General features: G+C 32.3%; 17 protein-coding genes. 13 read left to right on the top strand and 4 right to left on the bottom strand.

Annotated features, from left to right (window positions below):
• Nucleotides 1-3: 3 nt before the first annotated feature.
• A complete protein-coding gene (locus tag HA151_RS01085; RefSeq protein ID WP_025913212.1) occupies nt 4-960 on the bottom strand; it encodes an NAD(P)/FAD-dependent oxidoreductase in 957 nt (318 codons plus the stop codon).
• 255 nt (nt 961-1,215) lie between these two features.
• Between HA151_RS01085 and HA151_RS01080 the strand changes: the two genes are divergently transcribed.
• Entirely contained in the window at nt 1,216-1,533 is a 318-nt protein-coding gene (locus tag HA151_RS01080; RefSeq protein WP_209105730.1) for a hypothetical protein, read from the top strand.
• Complete coding sequence (locus tag HA151_RS01075) at nt 1,530-3,197, top strand: ABC1 kinase family protein (protein ID WP_209105729.1); 1,668 nt, start codon at nt 1,530-1,532, stop codon at nt 3,195-3,197. The genes HA151_RS01080 and HA151_RS01075 overlap by 4 nt, the downstream gene beginning before the upstream one ends.
• Nucleotides 3,198-3,201: 4 nt before the next feature.
• Here HA151_RS01075 and eno read toward each other — a convergent pair whose 3' ends face one another.
• The gene (gene eno / locus HA151_RS01070; RefSeq protein WP_209105728.1) at nt 3,202-4,494 is read right to left on the bottom strand and encodes a phosphopyruvate hydratase; all 1,293 of its coding nucleotides are present in this window, start codon (nt 4,492-4,494) and stop codon (nt 3,202-3,204) included.
• Between the two features lie 265 nt (nt 4,495-4,759).
• Here eno and HA151_RS01065 point away from each other — a divergent pair, with 265 nt between their 5' ends.
• From HA151_RS01065 to HA151_RS01020, 10 genes are all read left to right on the top strand, one after another.
• On the top strand, nt 4,760-7,516 hold the full coding sequence (locus tag HA151_RS01065) for an ATP-dependent Clp protease ATP-binding subunit (protein WP_209105727.1): 2,757 nt from the start codon (nt 4,760-4,762) through the stop codon (nt 7,514-7,516).
• A gap of 63 nt (nt 7,517-7,579) precedes the next feature.
• Nucleotides 7,580-7,822 (top strand): preprotein translocase subunit SecE, encoded by a 243-nt coding sequence (secE, locus tag HA151_RS01060; protein ID WP_025953063.1) that lies wholly within the window; start codon nt 7,580-7,582, stop codon nt 7,820-7,822.
• 51 nt (nt 7,823-7,873) lie between these two features.
• Nucleotides 7,874-8,485, top strand: coding sequence for a transcription termination/antitermination protein NusG (nusG, locus tag HA151_RS01055; RefSeq protein WP_032517322.1), 612 nt, complete (start codon nt 7,874-7,876; stop codon nt 8,483-8,485).
• A gap of 66 nt (nt 8,486-8,551) precedes the next feature.
• Complete coding sequence (rplK, locus tag HA151_RS01050) at nt 8,552-8,977, top strand: 50S ribosomal protein L11 (RefSeq protein WP_209105726.1); 426 nt, start codon at nt 8,552-8,554, stop codon at nt 8,975-8,977.
• Between the two features lie 66 nt (nt 8,978-9,043).
• Complete coding sequence (gene rplA / locus HA151_RS01045) at nt 9,044-9,751, top strand: 50S ribosomal protein L1 (protein WP_209105725.1); 708 nt, start codon at nt 9,044-9,046, stop codon at nt 9,749-9,751.
• A 191-nt stretch (nt 9,752-9,942) separates the two neighbouring features.
• On the top strand, nt 9,943-10,470 hold the full coding sequence (rplJ, locus tag HA151_RS01040; protein ID WP_025925885.1) for a 50S ribosomal protein L10: 528 nt from the start codon (nt 9,943-9,945) through the stop codon (nt 10,468-10,470).
• Nucleotides 10,471-10,498: 28 nt separating this feature from the next.
• Entirely contained in the window at nt 10,499-10,894 is a 396-nt protein-coding gene (gene rplL / locus HA151_RS01035) for a 50S ribosomal protein L7/L12 (protein ID WP_011817694.1), read from the top strand.
• A gap of 48 nt (nt 10,895-10,942) precedes the next feature.
• Nucleotides 10,943-11,671 (top strand): ribonuclease HI, encoded by a 729-nt coding sequence (gene rnhA, locus HA151_RS01030; protein ID WP_209105724.1) that lies wholly within the window; start codon nt 10,943-10,945, stop codon nt 11,669-11,671.
• On the top strand, nt 11,668-12,837 hold the full coding sequence (locus HA151_RS01025; RefSeq protein WP_209105723.1) for a quinone-dependent dihydroorotate dehydrogenase: 1,170 nt from the start codon (nt 11,668-11,670) through the stop codon (nt 12,835-12,837). The genes rnhA and HA151_RS01025 overlap by 4 nt, the downstream gene beginning before the upstream one ends.
• Before the next feature lie 16 nt (nt 12,838-12,853).
• The gene (locus HA151_RS01020) at nt 12,854-13,978 is read left to right on the top strand and encodes a pyridoxal phosphate-dependent aminotransferase (protein ID WP_209105722.1); all 1,125 of its coding nucleotides are present in this window, start codon (nt 12,854-12,856) and stop codon (nt 13,976-13,978) included.
• Here HA151_RS01020 and HA151_RS01015 read toward each other — a convergent pair.
• On the bottom strand, nt 13,957-15,048 hold the full coding sequence (locus HA151_RS01015) for a UDP-N-acetylglucosamine--N-acetylmuramyl-(pentapeptide) pyrophosphoryl-undecaprenol N-acetylglucosamine transferase (RefSeq protein ID WP_209105721.1): 1,092 nt from the start codon (nt 15,046-15,048) through the stop codon (nt 13,957-13,959). The two genes, HA151_RS01020 and HA151_RS01015, sit on opposite strands and share 22 nt — an antisense overlap.
• A gap of 41 nt (nt 15,049-15,089) precedes the next feature.
• On the opposite strand from HA151_RS01015, the gene HA151_RS01010 reads away from it, so the two are divergent.
• A complete protein-coding gene (locus HA151_RS01010) occupies nt 15,090-15,815 on the top strand; it encodes a hypothetical protein (protein ID WP_209105720.1) in 726 nt (241 codons plus the stop codon).
• A 1-nt stretch (nt 15,816) separates the two neighbouring features.
• Here HA151_RS01010 and HA151_RS01005 read toward each other — a convergent pair whose 3' ends face one another.
• Nucleotides 15,817-17,025, bottom strand: coding sequence for a phosphoglycerate kinase (locus HA151_RS01005; protein ID WP_209105719.1), 1,209 nt, complete (start codon nt 17,023-17,025; stop codon nt 15,817-15,819).
• Nucleotides 17,026-17,155: the final 130 nt, after the last annotated feature.

The following is a 17,155-nucleotide window of genomic DNA, read 5'->3' as shown; positions in this document are numbered from 1 at the left end:
TTTTTAAGAATGAATCCAATCTACTCTTATATTTTTTCTACTGTTTAAATATCTATCAATTGACATTGCAGCAATACATCCATCAGAAGCCGCAACAACGGCTTGCTTAAATGGTGTATTTCTTATATCACCAATAGCCCATACTCCATCAGAGTTTGTAGACATAAAGTCATCCACAATAACTCCTCCGTCTTCTTTTAAAGCAATTTGATCCCCTAAAAAATCAGTAATCGGCTTTGAACCACTCATATAGACAAAGACTCCATCTAAATTTAAATTAATAGGGTTTTCTTCTTGCTTATTTTTTACAACAACCCCATTAACACCCATATCATCACCCAATATTTCTAATAATCTTGTTCTACTCCAATGTTTTATATTTGAATTATCCATCAATTCCATAGCTTCTTCATTATCTGATTTAGGATCACTTGATGTGATCCAATGCACAGTTGACGCAAATTTAGTTAGAACAGTTGCCTCTTCAATTGCTTCCTTGTTCACTCCAACAACGGCAACTTCTCTATTTTTATAAAAAGCACCATCACAAGTAGCACAATAACTTACTCCTTTACCAAGAAAATCTGCTTCGCCCTTAAATGATGCAGGCCTACCCATAGCTCCACTTGCAAGGACAAGTGCTTTAGCTTTGAAAGTGCCTTCGGGGGTATATACCATTTTCCATTCTCCACTAGCGTCTATTCCAAACACTTGTGCTCTCCTATAGTCTGTTCCGTATTGAACAGCCTGTTCTCTCATTAAAGTAAGTAATTTCTCTCCACTTATATCAACTGGAACTCCTGGATAATTAGCTATTTGATGAGTTATTGCTAGAGCGCCAACAGATGGATTCTTATCTAAAATTACTGTCTTTAGGTTTGAACGAGATGTATAAAGTGCGCAAGTACAGCCGGCCGGGCCTCCTCCGATAATAACTACATCTGACTCAATAATTTCCAATTTAATAAAACTCCTTTTTAATAATTAATTAGATGAGTTTTTGGTTAGAAGATATCTTTAATGTAAATACCTAACCTCATGTATAGATATAAGTTAAAAGAAAAAAAAGAAAAAAGCATAATATAGAAACAAACTTACATAGGAAAACTTTATAAAATTAATTATCAAAATGATCAGTTACGTGAAATGTTCTGTCTTGATCTATTATTAGGTCATATCGAAAAATCAATTGCCGTAGAAACATTATATTTTTTTATGACCAACTCTGATTACCTTTTAAAAGCTGCTATTAAGAAAGTAACCGAAAAATTAAATGAGATAGTGTTTGAAAAAATAGAAGAAGCAACAACTATTGCTCAGGATGCTCCTGAAATTCTCAAAAAAGAATTTGATAGTTTGAAAGAATCCATAATCGAAGAAGCCTCAAGAATGGAGAAAGCCGAAAATATTCAAGAAAATGAGACCAACAATACTTATCAAGATTCCAATATAAAAATATCTTTAAATGAAATTGAATGTATCAATAAGCAAATAGATCTCTTTAATAAATCCATAAATAATCAAATTAAATGAGTTATCACGTTCTTCATTATCGTTTAAAAAAATTGAAGAGGGCCTTTCTTATTTGGATAACTCTAATTTCACTTTTAATAAATTTGTGGATAGATAATATTAGATTTACAATTTTCCAAACTAAGAGCAATCAAAAAAGTAAGGTTCAAATAAAAAGAGCTAAGTGGTTTACTAATCAATTAATTAAGCTTGGTTCAGCATTTATAAAAATTGGACAATTATTATCAGCTAGACCTGATCTAATTCCTAATACCTGGATACAAGAATTATCTAAATTACAGGATCAAGTTCCTAATTTTTCATTTAAGCAAGTTGAAGAAACTATCAAAAAAGAATTAGGATCAAAGTTTAATAAAATAGATCAAATAGTAGGCGATCCGGTTGGATCAGCATCATTAGCTCAGGTTCATAAGGCGACTCTAAAAGATGGTAAGAAAGTAGTATTTAAAGTTCAAAGGCCCAATTTAAAAGAATTATTTATTATCGATTTGAGGATAATGCAGCAAATAGCAGGTTTATTACAGAAAAATAAGAATTGGAGTCGCGGGAGAAACTGGGTTGAGATCGCAAAAGAGTGTAGGAAAGTTCTCATGAAGGAGCTTGATTTTAATTGTGAAGCACAATATGCAGCAAGATTTAGACAGCAATTTCTTGATGATGAAAATATTGAAGTTCCTGAAGTGATTTGGGATATGAGCAGTGAAAAAGTGCTTTGTTTAAGTTATCTAGAAGGAACAAAAATCAGCGATTTGGAAAAATTACAATCTCAAGAAATTGATTTGCCAAAAATTGCAGAAATAGGTGCTATCAGCTATTTAAAACAATTAGTAAATTACGGTTTTTTTCATGCAGACCCTCATCCAGGGAATCTAGCAGTTTCAAATAAAGGTAAATTGATTTTTTATGATTTTGGAATGATGGGCAATATCTCAAATAATCTTCAAACAAGATTAGGGGGAATGGTTAAGGCTGCTGCATTAAGAGACGCCTCATCACTTGTTAGTCAATTACAACAAGCTGGGCTAATTTCAAAAGATATTGATGTAGGGCCAGTCAGAAGATTAGTCAGATTGATGCTTAAAGAAGCTTTAACTCCACCATTTAGTCCAAATATTATCGAAAAATTATCTGGAGACTTATACGAACTTGTTTATGAAACACCATTTCAACTGCCAGTAGATTTAATCTTTGTGATGAGAGCTTTATCAACTTTTGAAGGAGTTGGTAGAATGCTTGACCCAGGGTTTAACCTTGTATCAGTTACCAAGCCTTATTTAATAGAACTTATGACTTCAAATAATCAAACTCCTAACGATTTAATTAACCAATTTGGAAGGCAAGTAGGTGAACTAGGATCAAAAGCTGTTGGAATACCCAAAAGAATAGATGAAAGCTTAGAAAGATTAGAGCAGGGCGATCTACAATTACAAATAAGAATGGGAGAGTCTGATAGGCAATTCAAAAAAATGTTTACTGCTCAAAAAACTTTAGGCCATTCAATTCTTATAGGAAGCTTATCAATTGCATCTGCTTTACTTGTAACCAATAAACAAAATAATTTTGCATTGTTGCCACTTTTTTTTGCACTACCAATAAGTATTGATTGGATAAAATGCCAATTAAGTATGAGAAAAGGCTCACGTTTAGAAAAACTTAAGCGCTGAAAAACTATATATTTTTTGGACCCAAACCTAAAGCTCCGGCGAATCTTGCTTGATTTCCCAATTCCTCCTCAATTTTTAAAAGCCTATTGTATTTTGCAATCCTTTCACTTCTACTCAAAGAGCCTGTCTTGATCTGACCCGATCTTGTGGCCACAGATAAATCAGCAATAGTTGTATCTTCAGTCTCCCCACTTCTATGACTAATAACACTTGTGAGACCGGACATTTTAGCTAACTCAATAGCTTCCAAAGTTTCAGTTAATGTTCCAATTTGATTTACCTTTATTAGGATTGAATTTGCAGATTTTTCCATAATCCCTTTCCTTAGCCTTTCTGTATTAGTGACGAATAAATCATCGCCGACAAGCTGAACTTTATTTCCTAATTCTCTGTTTAATTCTGACCAACCCTCCCAATCATCCTCTGCTAAACCGTCCTCTATTGAAACTATTGGATAATTAGAAACTAATCTTGAAAGATATGAAATCATCTCAGAACTATTTAAACTTTTCCCTTCATATTTATAAATACCATCACTATAAAATTCAGTACTAGCAGCATCTAAAGCTAGAGATACCTGCTCACCAGGCTTAAATCCGGCTTTTTGAATTGCTTCGATTAATAAGTCCCCTGCTTCTTCGCTTGATGATAAATTAGGTGCGAATCCACCTTCATCGCCTACAGCAGTAGATAGACCTTTTTGATCAAGTAATGATTTTAATGAGTGAAAAATTTCAGTACCCATTCTTAATGATTCACTGAAATTATTAACTCCATGTGGGACAAGCATAAATTCCTGAAAATCAAGACTATTTGGTGCATGAGCACCACCATTTATTACATTCATCAATGGGACTGGAAGAAGATTAGATAATGGATCTCCAAGATATCTATACAGGGGAATGTCTAAAGCATTTGCTGATGCTCTGGAAGTTGCAAGACTTACTGCAAGGATTGAATTTGCTCCAAGGTTAGACTTATTAGGAGTTCCATCAATTTCAATCATTAATTTATCAACTGCAATTTGATCTAAAGCTGACAATCCACATAGAGCCGGGGATATTGTTTCATGAATTTTGTTAACAGCATTTAAAACACCCTTCCCCATATATTTGGAACCACCATCTCTTAATTCATGTGCCTCATGAGCACCAGTGCTAGCTCCACTAGGCACAATAGCTCTACCACTCGCACCACATTCCAAAAATACTTCTGCCTCTACAGTTGGATTACCTCTTGAATCAAGGACTTGCCTTGCTTCAATAGTATCAATAAGAAAATCAATAGTTTCTTTCACAATTTAATTATTACTACTTAAATCCTATAAATAGCTGAACTATTTGGCTAATATCTGAAATATATATGTTAACCAATTATAATTTTTCATAATTTCAGAAAAACTTAGATATTAGTTAACGCTTTTATTAATTCCAAAGTCTTCGCAACCCCTCTCATAAGCATATTTTTCAAGTTGATCTTACAATTTGAAAATTATAAGATTATTATTAATGCAAATCCTATTTAGAATATTAATTAATAGTCAACTATAATCTCTATATTTTATGAGAGAAACACTTACATCCAGTCCTGAACTTTTTAGCGATATCAGTTGGAATCTTCTTTTATTAGGTGAAGAAACAGCAAAAAAATGGGATCATAGCGAATTTAACATTGAACACATAATTCATACATTGTTCTCATCAAGTGAATTTTTTGCTTTCATTGAAAAATTATCAATCGACCAAGATACAGTTTTAGATATAACAGAAGATTTTTTAGAAGAGACACCAACAAATGAGTCAGATATTTTTACTATCGGAGAAGATTTAGAAATTTTATTAGATAATGCGAATCAGATTAAAATTCAATGGGGATCGAGATTAATAGAAATCCCTCATTTACTAATTGCTCTTGGAAGGGATTCAAGAATTGGAAATTATGTTTTTGAAGAAGGCAATCTTTCAATGGAAAAATTAGAGGAAGAATTAAAGTTTTTCCCAAATATTAATCAATCAAAAGATTCTTTAAGATATAAGAACGTAATTGATATAAATAATCAATCTAATTTTGAATCAAACAAAGAGACTTTAGTTAAAGAAGAAAAATTTGAAAAAGCTATTGTTCCATTACCTAAAAGTGAACTTCAAATTGAAACCAAAAAACAAGTTGGGAAAGATGAAAATGCTCTTTCAATTTATGGAAAAGATTTAACAGAATCAGCTGAAAAGGGTCTACTGGATCCTGTAATAGGAAGAGAAAATGAGATCAATAACTTAATGAGGGTCCTCTGCAGAAGAAACAAAAATAATCCCATACTCATCGGTAATCCTGGAGTTGGTAAAACCTCAATTACAAAATTACTTGCCCAATTAATAGTAGATAAAGAAGTTCCTGATTCTTTAAAAGATTTGAAAATTATTTCACTTGACTTAGGAGCTTTAGTTTCCGGGACAAAATTTAGAGGCCAACTAGAGGAACGACTAAGCTTAATACTGCAGGAACTAAAAGATCCAAGCCAAGGAATGATTTTATTTATTGATGAAATTCACTCAATATTAAGTTCTGACAGATCTACTACAGAAATTAGTAATATTTTAAAACCTTTACTTGCTGAAGGAGAACTTAGATGCATCGGTACAACGACACCTGAGAAATTTCGTGAAACTATAGAAAAAGATCAAGCATTGAATAATTGCTTTCAAAAAATAACTGTTAATGAACCCTCAGTAGAATTGAGCGCAAAAATACTACAAGGTATCAAAAAGAAATATGAATCACATCATGGCATAAGAATTTCTGAAGAGGCTGTAAATTATTCCGCAAGGTTAGCAGATAGATACATCAGCGATAAATGTCTTCCTGACAAAGCAATAGACTTAATTGATGAAGCAGCTGCACAGCTAAAAATCGAATCAAGTGATAAGCCTCAAATAATTATCCAACAAGAAAACAAGCTTCATACTATTAATGAAAAACTGAAGAATTTGCATGGAGAAAATATTGAAACTCAAGAAAAACTATTGAATATGAGGCAACAATCAGAGGCAAAATTGGACGCTCTGTTTGACAATTGGAGCCATTTGCGTGAGGGAATGGAGCAATTATCTATTTTAATTAAAGAAGAAGATAAGCTATCCAAACTAATTAAAGAAAAATCTAATCAGGATATTGCAAAAGATCTTGATTTTTTAGAAAAGCTTGAAGAAGAGTTAAGTGGAATACAGGATGAAATACAAAAAGTTGAAGAGAACTTTAACAAAATAAAGAAAAATAGAAATTTCCCTTTTAAATATCAAGTTGAACCTGATGATATTGCTGATGTTATCTCAAAAATCACAGGAATTCCAATCTCTAAAGTAGTTTCAAATGAACGAAAGAAATTAGTCAATCTAGAAATAGAATTAAGTGAAAAAGTTATTGGACAAGAAAAAGCTATAGAAGCTGTTTCTGCTGCAATTAGAAGAGCTCGCGTTGGCATGAAAAGTCCAAAAAGACCTATCGGATCTTTCTTATTTATGGGTCCCACAGGGGTTGGTAAAACAGAATTAGCAAAATCTCTTGCAACAGCTTTATTTGATGAAGAAGACGCACTTTTAAGATTAGACATGAGTGAATATATGGAAAAAAACGCCGTAGCAAGACTTTTGGGAGCTCCTCCAGGTTATGTTGGTTATGAAGAGGGAGGTCAATTGACTGAAGCTGTAAGGCGTAAACCCTATTCAGTAATACTTCTTGATGAGATAGAAAAAGCACATTCAGAAGTTTTTAATATCCTTTTACAAGTCTTGGATGAAGGAAGATTAACGGACTCTCAAGGAAGGACCGTAGACTTCAAAAATACCGTTATCATTATGACAAGCAACCTAGCTGGTAAATCTATACTGGAGTATTCACAAAAGATTTCTAAAAGTGAGGAAAAGTCAGAAAAAGACCAACAAACCTTAGACGATTCCATTAGTAATACATTGTCTTCAATTTTTAGACCTGAATTTTTAAATAGAATTGACGAAGTAGTAAAGTTTAATCCATTATCTATTAATGAACTTCAAAAAATAATCATTTTACAAACAGAAGATTTAAAAAAACTGCTACTTGAACAGAAAATAAATATCGTTATAGACAAAAAAGTTATCAATAAAATTGCAAACGATTCTTACGAACCTGAATATGGTGCTAGGCCACTTAGCAGGGAACTTAGAAGACAAATAGAAAATCCATTGGCTGCAAAACTGTTAGAGGATAACTTCAAAAACAAAAAAAATATAACAATTAAACTTAATCCTTCTAAAAGAGATGAGATCGTTTTCAAACCTGGCTGAGGAGTAAATCAATAAGCTAAAATAAAAACTAAAGCGTATAGCTTAATTTCAAAAAAAAATTTTGTGACAAGTCCCACTACTAATAAAGAACCTCTTAAAAAGGATTCTCCTGAAGTTGAAGAGCCTAAAAAAAAGAATAATTTTTTTAGTTCTACCTACGATGAGCTTAAACTTGTCGTGTGGCCTAACAAACAACAACTTTTTAGCGAATCAGTAGCAGTTATAATTATGGTATCGTTTTCTGCTGCAGCAATTGCTTCTGTTAGCAGATTCTATGGATGGGCAGCCTCGCAAATTTTTGGTTGAATTATTTCCCGAATATCCATTAATAAAAATCTTAATTAAGCTTCCAGAAAAATGAGTAATGAATTAACTACAAGCCTTGCTTCTTCAAAAGCAAATACAAGCATTGCAAGATGGTATGCAGTTCAAGTAGCATCAAGCTGTGAAAAAAAAGTAAAAGCGACTCTTGAGCAGAGATCAGTAACTTTAGGTGTTAATAATAGAATCATTGAAATTGAAATTCCCCAAACTCCAGGAATTAAATTAAAAAAAGATGGAAGCAGACAAACTACTGAAGAAAAAGTTTTTCCAGGTTATGTCCTCGTAAGAATGATTTTGGATGAAGATACAATGATGGCTGTTAAAAGTACTCCAAATGTAATTAACTTTGTAGGTGCTGAAGACGGCAGAGGAAGCGGAAGATCGCGAGGTCATATCAAACCTAGACCATTATCAAGACAAGAAGTTAATAGAATATTCAAGCGTGCGTCTGAGAAAAAAGCTGTAATCAAGTTAGATATTGAAGAAAAAGATAGAATCATTGTAACTAGTGGTCCATTCAAGGATTTCCAGGGAGAAGTTATAGAAGTTTCCGGAGAAAGAAATAAATTAAAAGCATTACTTTCAATATTTGGGCGCGAGACTCCTGTAGAATTAGAATTCTCCCAAATCAATAAACAGAATTAATTTCTAATTGTTATTGTTTATCGAGTAAAATTATGATTTCTACCTCAGCTTAAATTCTCTAATCTAATGGCAAAAAAAATTGTTGCAGTTATCAAGCTTGCTCTACAAGCAGGCAAAGCAAATCCTGCTCCTCCTGTAGGACCAGCTTTAGGACAACATGGTGTCAATATCATGGCATTTTGCAAAGAATACAACGCAAGGACACAAGATAAAGCAGGTTTTGTAATTCCAGTCGAGATTTCTGTTTTTGAAGATAGAAGCTTTACTTTTATCACAAAAACACCTCCTGCTTCCGTCTTAATAACAAAAGCAGCTGGGATAGAGAAAGGATCAGGTGAATCCGCAAAAGGCTCTGTTGGGAACATAAGTAAATCTCAATTAGAAGAGATAGCCAAAACTAAGCTTCCTGATCTAAACTGTTCTAGTGTTGAATCAGCAATGAAAGTAATTGAGGGTACTGCTCGTAATATGGGCATCTCTATCACTGATTGAGTTCAATACAAAATTTCTCACTTTTTAGGGGAGGTTAGTTAATAACCGTTTGTACCCAATATTATTATGAAAAAACTATCCAAAAGAATGGCGGCTCTATCAACAAAGATAGAAGATCGCATTTACGCACCACTTGAAGCTCTAAGTATTATCAAGGAAAATGCTAATGCAAAATTTGATGAAACTATTGAAGCACATATACGTTTAGGTATTGATCCAAAATATACTGATCAACAATTAAGGACCACTGTTGCATTACCACATGGTACTGGCCAAAGCATCAAAATTGCAGTAATTACTAGCGGTGAGAATGTATCTAAAGCTAAGGCTGCTGGTGCAGATTTATTTGGCGAAGAAGATCTTGTGGAAAGCATCAACAAAGGAAATATGGAGTTTGATCTACTTATTGCAACTCCAGATATGATGCCAAAGGTTGCAAAATTAGGAAGAGTTTTAGGACCTAGAGGTTTAATGCCAAATCCTAAAGCTGGGACAGTAACTAATGACATTGCTAATGCAATAAAAGAATTCAAAGCTGGTAAGCTCGAATTTAGAGCAGATAAGGCTGGAATTGTTCATGTCCGCTTTGGAAAAGCAAGTTTCACAAAAGAGGCTCTTTTTGACAACTTAAAAACCTTACAAGAATCAATTGATAAAAATAAACCAAGTGGAGCTAAGGGAAGGTATTGGAAAACTTTTTATGTAACTTCAACAATGGGGCCTTCAGTTCAAGTTGATATAAATGCTGTACAAGATTACCAACCTGAAGGTTAACGCTTTGTAGTATAATTTAAAGTGCAATAATACGGCCAAAGAAAGTAGGTTGATTTAGTTATTCTAAATTTTTAATTCCTACCGAGGACTCGTCTTAAATTATTTCTTTTTGGATCTAATAAAAGCGGCCTCTTTAAAAGGACTTTGCCGCATTTCCTGCTCTCCCTAAATTACGATCCAAAAAAACATCAATGGGCCGAACACTAGAGAATAAGCAACAAATCGTTACTGAGATTAAATCTCTATTAAACGACTCGGAAATGGCTGTAGTTCTTGACTACAAAGGTTTAACTATCAAGGAGATGTCAGATTTGCGATCTAGATTGCAAACAACTAACGGCATTTGCAAAGTTACTAAAAATTCATTAATGCGTAAAGCTATTGATGGAGATAGTAATTGGAATGATCTTGAATCTTTACTGACCGGAACAAATGCTTTTGTCTTAATAAAAGAAGATGTTGGTGGTGCTGTAAAAGCTATCCAATCTTTTCAAAAAGACACCAAAAAATCCGAAACCAAAGGAGCTTTATTTGAAGGCAGACTTCTAAGCAATTCTGAAATAAAAGAAATTGCAAGTCTTCCATCTAAAGAAGTATTGATGGCAAAAATTGCTGGCGCTCTTAATGGCGTTGCAACAAAAATTGCAATCTCTATTAATGAAGTACCTTCTGGACTTGCTAGATCACTTAAACAACATTCTGAAAAATCAGAATCTTAAATTCAAAACCTAATTAACTTTTAAGAAAATGTCCGCAAAAACTGAAGAAATTCTTGAATCATTAAAATCTCTATCACTTTTAGAAGCATCTGAGCTTGTAAAGCAAATTGAAGAGGCTTTTGGTGTATCTGCTGCAGCTTCTGCAGGTGTAGTAATGGCAGCTCCAGGAGCAGCTGGCGGTGACGCAGATGGTGGCGCTGCTGAAGAAAAAACTGAATTTGATGTAGTTCTCGAAAGCTTTGATGCAGCTGCAAAAATCAAAGTACTTAAGGTTGTAAGAAATGCAACTGGTCTAGGTCTTGGCGATGCAAAAGCACTTGTTGAATCTGCACCAAAAACAGTAAAAGAAGGAATTGCTAAAGCAGATGCTGAATCTTTAAAGAAAGAGATTGAAGAAGCTGGCGGTAAAGTTACACTTAAGTAAGAGAATATTTTTTCAAGCCGATAGACTTTAATATCGGCTTCAAAAATTATGAATATTGATAGTATTGCAATTGAAGCTGCAACAGATGGAGCCTGCAGTGGTAATCCAGGTCCAGGTGGTTGGGGTGGTCTAATAATTTTTGACGACAAAAGTGAATTAGAGATAGGGGGTTCCGAGCAAAATACAACCAATAATAGAATGGAACTCACTGCGGCTATAAAAACACTTGAGAAATTAAAAACCTTTAAATTAAAAGAAAACTTTAAATTAAGAACTGATAGTAAATATGTCATAGAAGGGTATACAAAATGGATTATTAATTGGAAGAGAAATGGATGGAAAACAAGCTCAGGAAAATCAGTTCAAAATCTTGATTTATGGCAAAAAATTGATCAATTAAGAATTAATGGTCTTGTAATGGAATATGTTAAAGGCCATAGCGGTGACAAACAAAATGATAGGGTAGATAAAATCGCGACTAACTATAGCAAAGGTATATCTCTAAAAAGTAACTCAAAAGAGTCTGAATCTTCAGTAGAATTTTTTGAAAAAAGTGCACCTACAGAAATTCAGGACTTATTTTCAAGAAATGAATTGATTCAAAAATTTGCAGAAAAAAAATACTTATTAAGTTCATCAGAACTAACTAACTTATTAGGGGAAGAGAACCACTTAAAGATAAAACAATATTTACCTTTTGAATGGCGTAATTGGATATTGATTCCTAAAGGTGAAAAATATTGGATAATAGAAAAAAAGAATCCTGATTTTTTATGAATGAACAAAAGGGGGTATTTAAAAATCTTTATAAAAACTTGGTTACTCCTATACTAAAAAAAGACTCCGGAATCGATGCAGAATATTTAACTAATTTATCTCTTAATCTTCTATCATTCAGTTCAAGAAAATATAATTGGCCATTAGTTTCACATATCCTAAAAAATCTAAATGAAGAATTTTCTATAACTGACCAAAGGTTAACTCAGAACATATGTGGAATAAATTTTTGTAATCCAATTGGTTTAGCTGCGGGTTTTGACAAAAATGGAAATGCCGCAAATATATGGAAAAATTTTGGTTTTGGATTTGCTGAACTTGGTACAGTAACTAAGTTTGCTCAAGAAGGTAATCCCAAACCAAGGTTGTTTAGATTAGCAGAAGAAGAGGCGGCATTAAATAGAATGGGTTTTAATAATAATGGCGCTGAAAATCTAGTTAAAAACTTTCTTGAACAAGGTATTGAGTTTAAAAAAAACAGGGAAAATATTTGTTTAGGGATAAATTTCGGGAAGTCAAAAATTACAGGTTTATCTCAAGCAAAAGATGATTATTTAACTTCTCTAAAATTATTAATTCCATATTGTGATTACGCAGCAATAAACGTTAGTTCACCAAATACCGAAGGACTAAGAAAGTTACAAGATCCAATACTTCTAAAAGAACTTCTTAGAGAAATTAAAAACTTACCTAATTGTCCACCATTATTTGTAAAAATTGCGCCAGATTTAGGCCTTAAAGATATTGAAGATATTTGCCAATTAATAATCGAGGAAAATATCGATGGGATAATTGCAACAAACACCAGCATTGATAGATTAGGTCTTGAAAATAGAAAGATCAGGCAAACCGGACTATTACTCTCTCAAGAGAATGGAGGATTAAGTGGAAGGCCTCTCCAAAAAAAAGCAAATCAAATAATAAAACATATACATAATATTGATAAAAAGATTATTTTAATTGGCGTTGGTGGAATAGATAGTCCTGAGTCAGCTTGGGAAAGAATTTGTTCTGGAGCATCATTAATTCAACTTTATACAGGATGGATATATAAGGGTCCGCAATTAGTACCAGATATACTTGAAGGAATTATAAAGCAACTCAATAACCATCAATTATCTAATATAAAAGATGCAATTGGATCAGATTTAAAATGGATTGAATAAAATTAGAGAATGAATAATGAACAAATGTGAACCTCATGATTACTCAACGTTAGCCATGCAAGGATCAAACTTAAAGCACGGTGGAAATGTATATGCAATTGCGAAAAAATTAAATTTATTACCCTCCGAAATTATTGATGCAAGTGCATCATTAGTACCCTTTGATCCTCCTCAAATAGTAATAGATTCAATAAATGCAGAAATTAAGAATCTTGGCTTTAGATATTACCCAGAAAGAAACTTGAGTGATCTTAAAGAAATAATCGGCAAGTTTCATGGGATAAATTCAGACAATATATTGCCTGGGAATGGAGCTTCTGAACTAATAACCTGGGCAGGTTATGAAGCATCCAAATTTGGAATAACTTGTATTCCTTCTCCATCATTTGTTGATTATGAAAGATCTTTAAATTGTTGGAATAGCAGTTTTATAAATTGCGAATTACCAAAAAACTGGAATAATACTTTTCCCCAATCATTTCCGATTCATCCAAAAGGTGATGTTATTTGGATAACAAATCCACATAACCCTACCGGCCAATTATGGGAAAAGAATTCTTTGGAGGAAGTTGTGAAAAAATATAAATTAGTTATCTGTGATGAAGCTTTCTTGTCGATAACACCTAATGGTGACAAAGAATCTTTAATACCGTTAACCCAAAGATTTGATAATTTATTAGTCTTGAGAAGCTTGACCAAAATCTTTAATATTCCTGGTCTTAGATTAGGTTACATTATTGGCTCATCGAAAAAACTTAAACAATGGGAATTAAATAGAGATCCTTGGCCTTTAAATTCATTTGCTATTAAAGCCGGAATTGATCTCCTAAGTAATAAGAAATTCTATAAACAGTGGACAAAACAGATTCACAGCTGGATAAATATTGAAAAAAAGAGAGTATTTGAAAAATTATCAAAAATAGAGAACCTTAAAGTTCATAATTCTTCAACCAACTTTTTTTTAATAGAAAGTAAAGCATCCTTGTCTCCAAATATAGAATACTTAGAAAATAAGGGAATATTGCTTAGAGAATGCACTTCATTTAGATTTCTTGGCGAAAAGTGGGCAAGAATCAGTTTGCAGAATAGGAAAAATAACACTCTTTTATGTCAAGAAATTCAAAATTCCTTTAAAAAGTAATTAATAAATTTTTTAATCTCAATTTTAGATTTGATTTTATTATAATTTTTCATGTTTTTCTTCATAAGATCTAATATTTCATAGTAATTTTTCCCGTTTTTTGATTTTATTTTAAAAATTCGTTCAAGAGTTTCTTCAAAAACTTCTTTAGAAATTTTATTTTGATGTAATAAAACTGAGCCTCCACTTTCGGCAAGAATCATTGCATTTTTCTCTTGGTGATTGTTTTTAGAATAAGGATATGGAATTAAAATTGAAGGTTTTTCAGTTTCTATGAGTTCATTTATTGTTCCTGCACCAGATCTTGAAATTACAAGGTCACAGTTTTGAATCAAAGCTGCCATTTCATTAGAAAATTTCTTTTGGATATAATTTGTAGAATTTTTTACATGAAAAGGTTGTTGATTACATTCGCCAATAATATGAACTATTCGAAACTGTTTTTCAATTAAAAATTCTAGAGATTCATAAAGAATTTGATTTATAGCTTTTGCTCCTTGACTACCTCCCATAACAATCAAAAGAGGTCCTTTTCCTTTTGGCACCCATTCTGGCAAGAGATTAGATTTATAAAATTGCTCTCTTAAAGGGGTACCAGTAAAAATAGTTTTACAATTTCTTAAATAAAAATTTGTTTTCTTAAATCCTAAAAGAACATAGTTACATAAAAAGCCAAAATATTTGGTGACCATTCCTGGAATTAAATTTGATTCATGAATAATGACAGGAATCTTAAGAAGTTTTGAAGCAACAATAGTAGGAGCTGATATATAACCCCCAGTGGTAAAAACTAAGTTAATTTTTTTTTCTTTTAAAATCCTAATTACTTGGAATGTTGACATTAAAATTTCTATATATTGAAAAAACAAAAAAATATTTTTTCTTGGTGTCCTTATATTCAAAGTCCTCAAATTATATTTTTTAGGAATCAAATTTGTATCAAGTCTTTGATGAACACCCAGCCAATGAATATTCCATTCGTATTCTAACTCTTTAGAAACTGCTAAAGCTGGGAAAATATGCCCTCCTGTTCCACTAGCTGCAACTAATAAATTATTTTTTTTAGACATAAAAAGTTAAATTAGTAGAATGAAAATAACAAATTATAAATATGTTTAATTTAAACTTATTCAAAAATATAGGAGTTCCTCTCTACTTAATTATTTATCTCATTTTTCCCAATTCAGCAATAACGCAAAATTTAAAAGTTGATTTTATAAGCAATCTAGAAAACTCTCTAAATGGCCGAGATTTTGACTTTATTAAAAAAAATTTTAGAAATGATGATAGTCAAAATATATCAAGACAATTTTCAAAGATTATCAATGATTTCCCTGAAAGCAGATGGAAAATCAAAAGATTAAAATCTAATATTCCAAATAAAGAAATTTTGCGAATAAAAGTTTCTGGGGAAAAAATAGTTAATGGGGAAATATATATACTCGAATCAAATTTTGATTATTTATTTTCAATGGTAAATGGAAAAATTGATGAAGGGATTATCAAAAATTTATTCACAACAATAAGAAATGATAATAAAGAGATAGATATTAGTTTTAAAATTCCTGATAGAGTTCTTACTGGTTCTAAATATGATATCGATGTTATTTTAAATAAGCCTCTTGAAGAAGTGATTATTGCTGGAGCTATAAAACCTCATCAAATAAATTCATTTTTTGAACAAGAAATATTGCTCGAACCACTAGCATCTGGGGGAATTTATAAAATTACAAGAGCCCCATCAAAACCAGGCGTACAAATTTGGTCCGGCATCATAGCTCATCCAAAGGGAATAATTACTTTCACAAAGACTATTGATATAGTTGATGAGATTTAATCTATGCGTCGTTTAAAGCAGCCACACCAGGTAAAGTTTTACCTTCCAAAAGTTCCAAACTAGCCCCACCTCCAGTAGATATATGTGACATTTTCTCAGCTAATCCTGCTTTTTCCACTGCTGCAACTGAATCTCCACCTCCAATTATTGTACAAACTTCAGAAAAGGCGCTTAAGTCCGCAAGAGTTGTAGCTATTGCATTTGTACCTTCTGCAAATTTATCAAATTCAAAAACTCCCATTGGACCATTCCAAATTATTGTCTTACATTCTGCAAGAGCATTCTGAAAAACCTTTATGGATTCTGGACCAATATCTAGACCCATCCAATTACCACTAATTGAATCAATTTGAGATATTTTACTTTCGGCGTTAGGAGAAAATTCATTAGCTAAAACAACATCATTGGGTAATAATAATTCAACACCTTTTGCTTTTGCTTTTGCTTCTAAATTTTTAGCAAGCTCAAGTTTATCCTCTTCTACAAGGCTTTTCCCAACATCTAAACCTCTAGCTTTATAAAAAGTAAAAATCATACCTCCACCAATCATGATTTTGTCACACTTATCTAGTAAAGAATCAAGCACTCCTATTTTGCTACTTACCTTTGATCCTCCAACTATTGCTGCCAAAGGGCGCTTTGGAGAATCTATTGCTCCTTGTAAGTATTTCAATTCTTTTTCTAAAAGGAATCCAGCTACTGAGGTACTTAAATAATTTGTAACACCCTGAGTTGAAGCATGAGCTCTGTGAGCAGCACCAAAAGCATCATTTACATACATATCTGCATGTGATGCTAAATTTTTAGCAAAATCCAAGTCGTTCTTTTCCTCTTCTCCAAAAAAACGAACATTTTCAAGTAAAAGAACATCTCCATTATCTAAACTATTTGATTTTGCAATTGCTTCATCACCTATACAACTATTAGTAAGAGCGACATTCTTCCCTAACAATTCAGTTAATCTTTCTGCTACTGGAGTTAATCTCATTTTTTCATTTACCTGACCCTTTGGTCTTCCAAAATGAGCAGCTAAAATTACTTTTGCAGAATTATTAATAAGATATTCAATTGTTGGGATCGCTGCTCTAATGCGAGTATCGTCAGTTATCTGGCCACTTTCATTTAATGGAACATTAAAATCTACTCTCACAAGAACTTTCTTGCCTTCTAAATGTGTCTTATCAAGACTGGAAAGAGATAATTTTGACATTAAACAAACGTGATTTTTAATTTTAAGACCCTAACGTTTATTTAGACTTATTGGGTTAAAAAGTAGTAACTGTTACCTATGCCTTAATAAATTTTAAAAATTAACTATGATAAAAATTTTTTAGTTATTA

This window comes from Prochlorococcus marinus XMU1419 (assembly GCF_017695955.1).
Taxonomy (GTDB): domain Bacteria; phylum Cyanobacteriota; class Cyanobacteriia; order PCC-6307; family Cyanobiaceae; genus Prochlorococcus_A; species Prochlorococcus_A marinus_AD.
Note: the sequence above shows the minus strand (reverse complement) of the source record. Positions and strands in the feature narration are given on the sequence as shown.

Excerpts from the sequence above, each read along its gene's own strand:
- HA151_RS01080 (WP_209105730.1), top strand. The coding sequence starts at position 1,216 with ATGACCAACTCTGATTACCTTTTAAAAGCTGCTATTAAGAAAGTAACC.
- HA151_RS01075 (WP_209105729.1), top strand. The coding sequence starts at position 1,530 with ATGAGTTATCACGTTCTTCATTATCGTTTAAAAAAATTGAAGAGGGCC.
- HA151_RS01065 (WP_209105727.1), top strand. The coding sequence starts at position 4,760 with ATGAGAGAAACACTTACATCCAGTCCTGAACTTTTTAGCGATATCAGT.
- nusG (WP_032517322.1), top strand. The coding sequence starts at position 7,874 with ATGAGTAATGAATTAACTACAAGCCTTGCTTCTTCAAAAGCAAATACA.
- rplK (WP_209105726.1), top strand. The coding sequence starts at position 8,552 with ATGGCAAAAAAAATTGTTGCAGTTATCAAGCTTGCTCTACAAGCAGGC.
- rplA (WP_209105725.1), top strand. The coding sequence starts at position 9,044 with ATGAAAAAACTATCCAAAAGAATGGCGGCTCTATCAACAAAGATAGAA.
- rplJ (WP_025925885.1), top strand. The coding sequence starts at position 9,943 with ATGGGCCGAACACTAGAGAATAAGCAACAAATCGTTACTGAGATTAAA.
- rplL (WP_011817694.1), top strand. The coding sequence starts at position 10,499 with ATGTCCGCAAAAACTGAAGAAATTCTTGAATCATTAAAATCTCTATCA.
- rnhA (WP_209105724.1), top strand. The coding sequence starts at position 10,943 with ATGAATATTGATAGTATTGCAATTGAAGCTGCAACAGATGGAGCCTGC.
- HA151_RS01025 (WP_209105723.1), top strand. The coding sequence starts at position 11,668 with ATGAATGAACAAAAGGGGGTATTTAAAAATCTTTATAAAAACTTGGTT.
- HA151_RS01020 (WP_209105722.1), top strand. The coding sequence starts at position 12,854 with ATGAACAAATGTGAACCTCATGATTACTCAACGTTAGCCATGCAAGGA.
- HA151_RS01015 (WP_209105721.1), bottom strand. The coding sequence starts at position 15,048 with ATGTCTAAAAAAAATAATTTATTAGTTGCAGCTAGTGGAACAGGAGGG.
- HA151_RS01010 (WP_209105720.1), top strand. The coding sequence starts at position 15,090 with ATGTTTAATTTAAACTTATTCAAAAATATAGGAGTTCCTCTCTACTTA.
- HA151_RS01005 (WP_209105719.1), bottom strand. The coding sequence starts at position 17,025 with ATGTCAAAATTATCTCTTTCCAGTCTTGATAAGACACATTTAGAAGGC.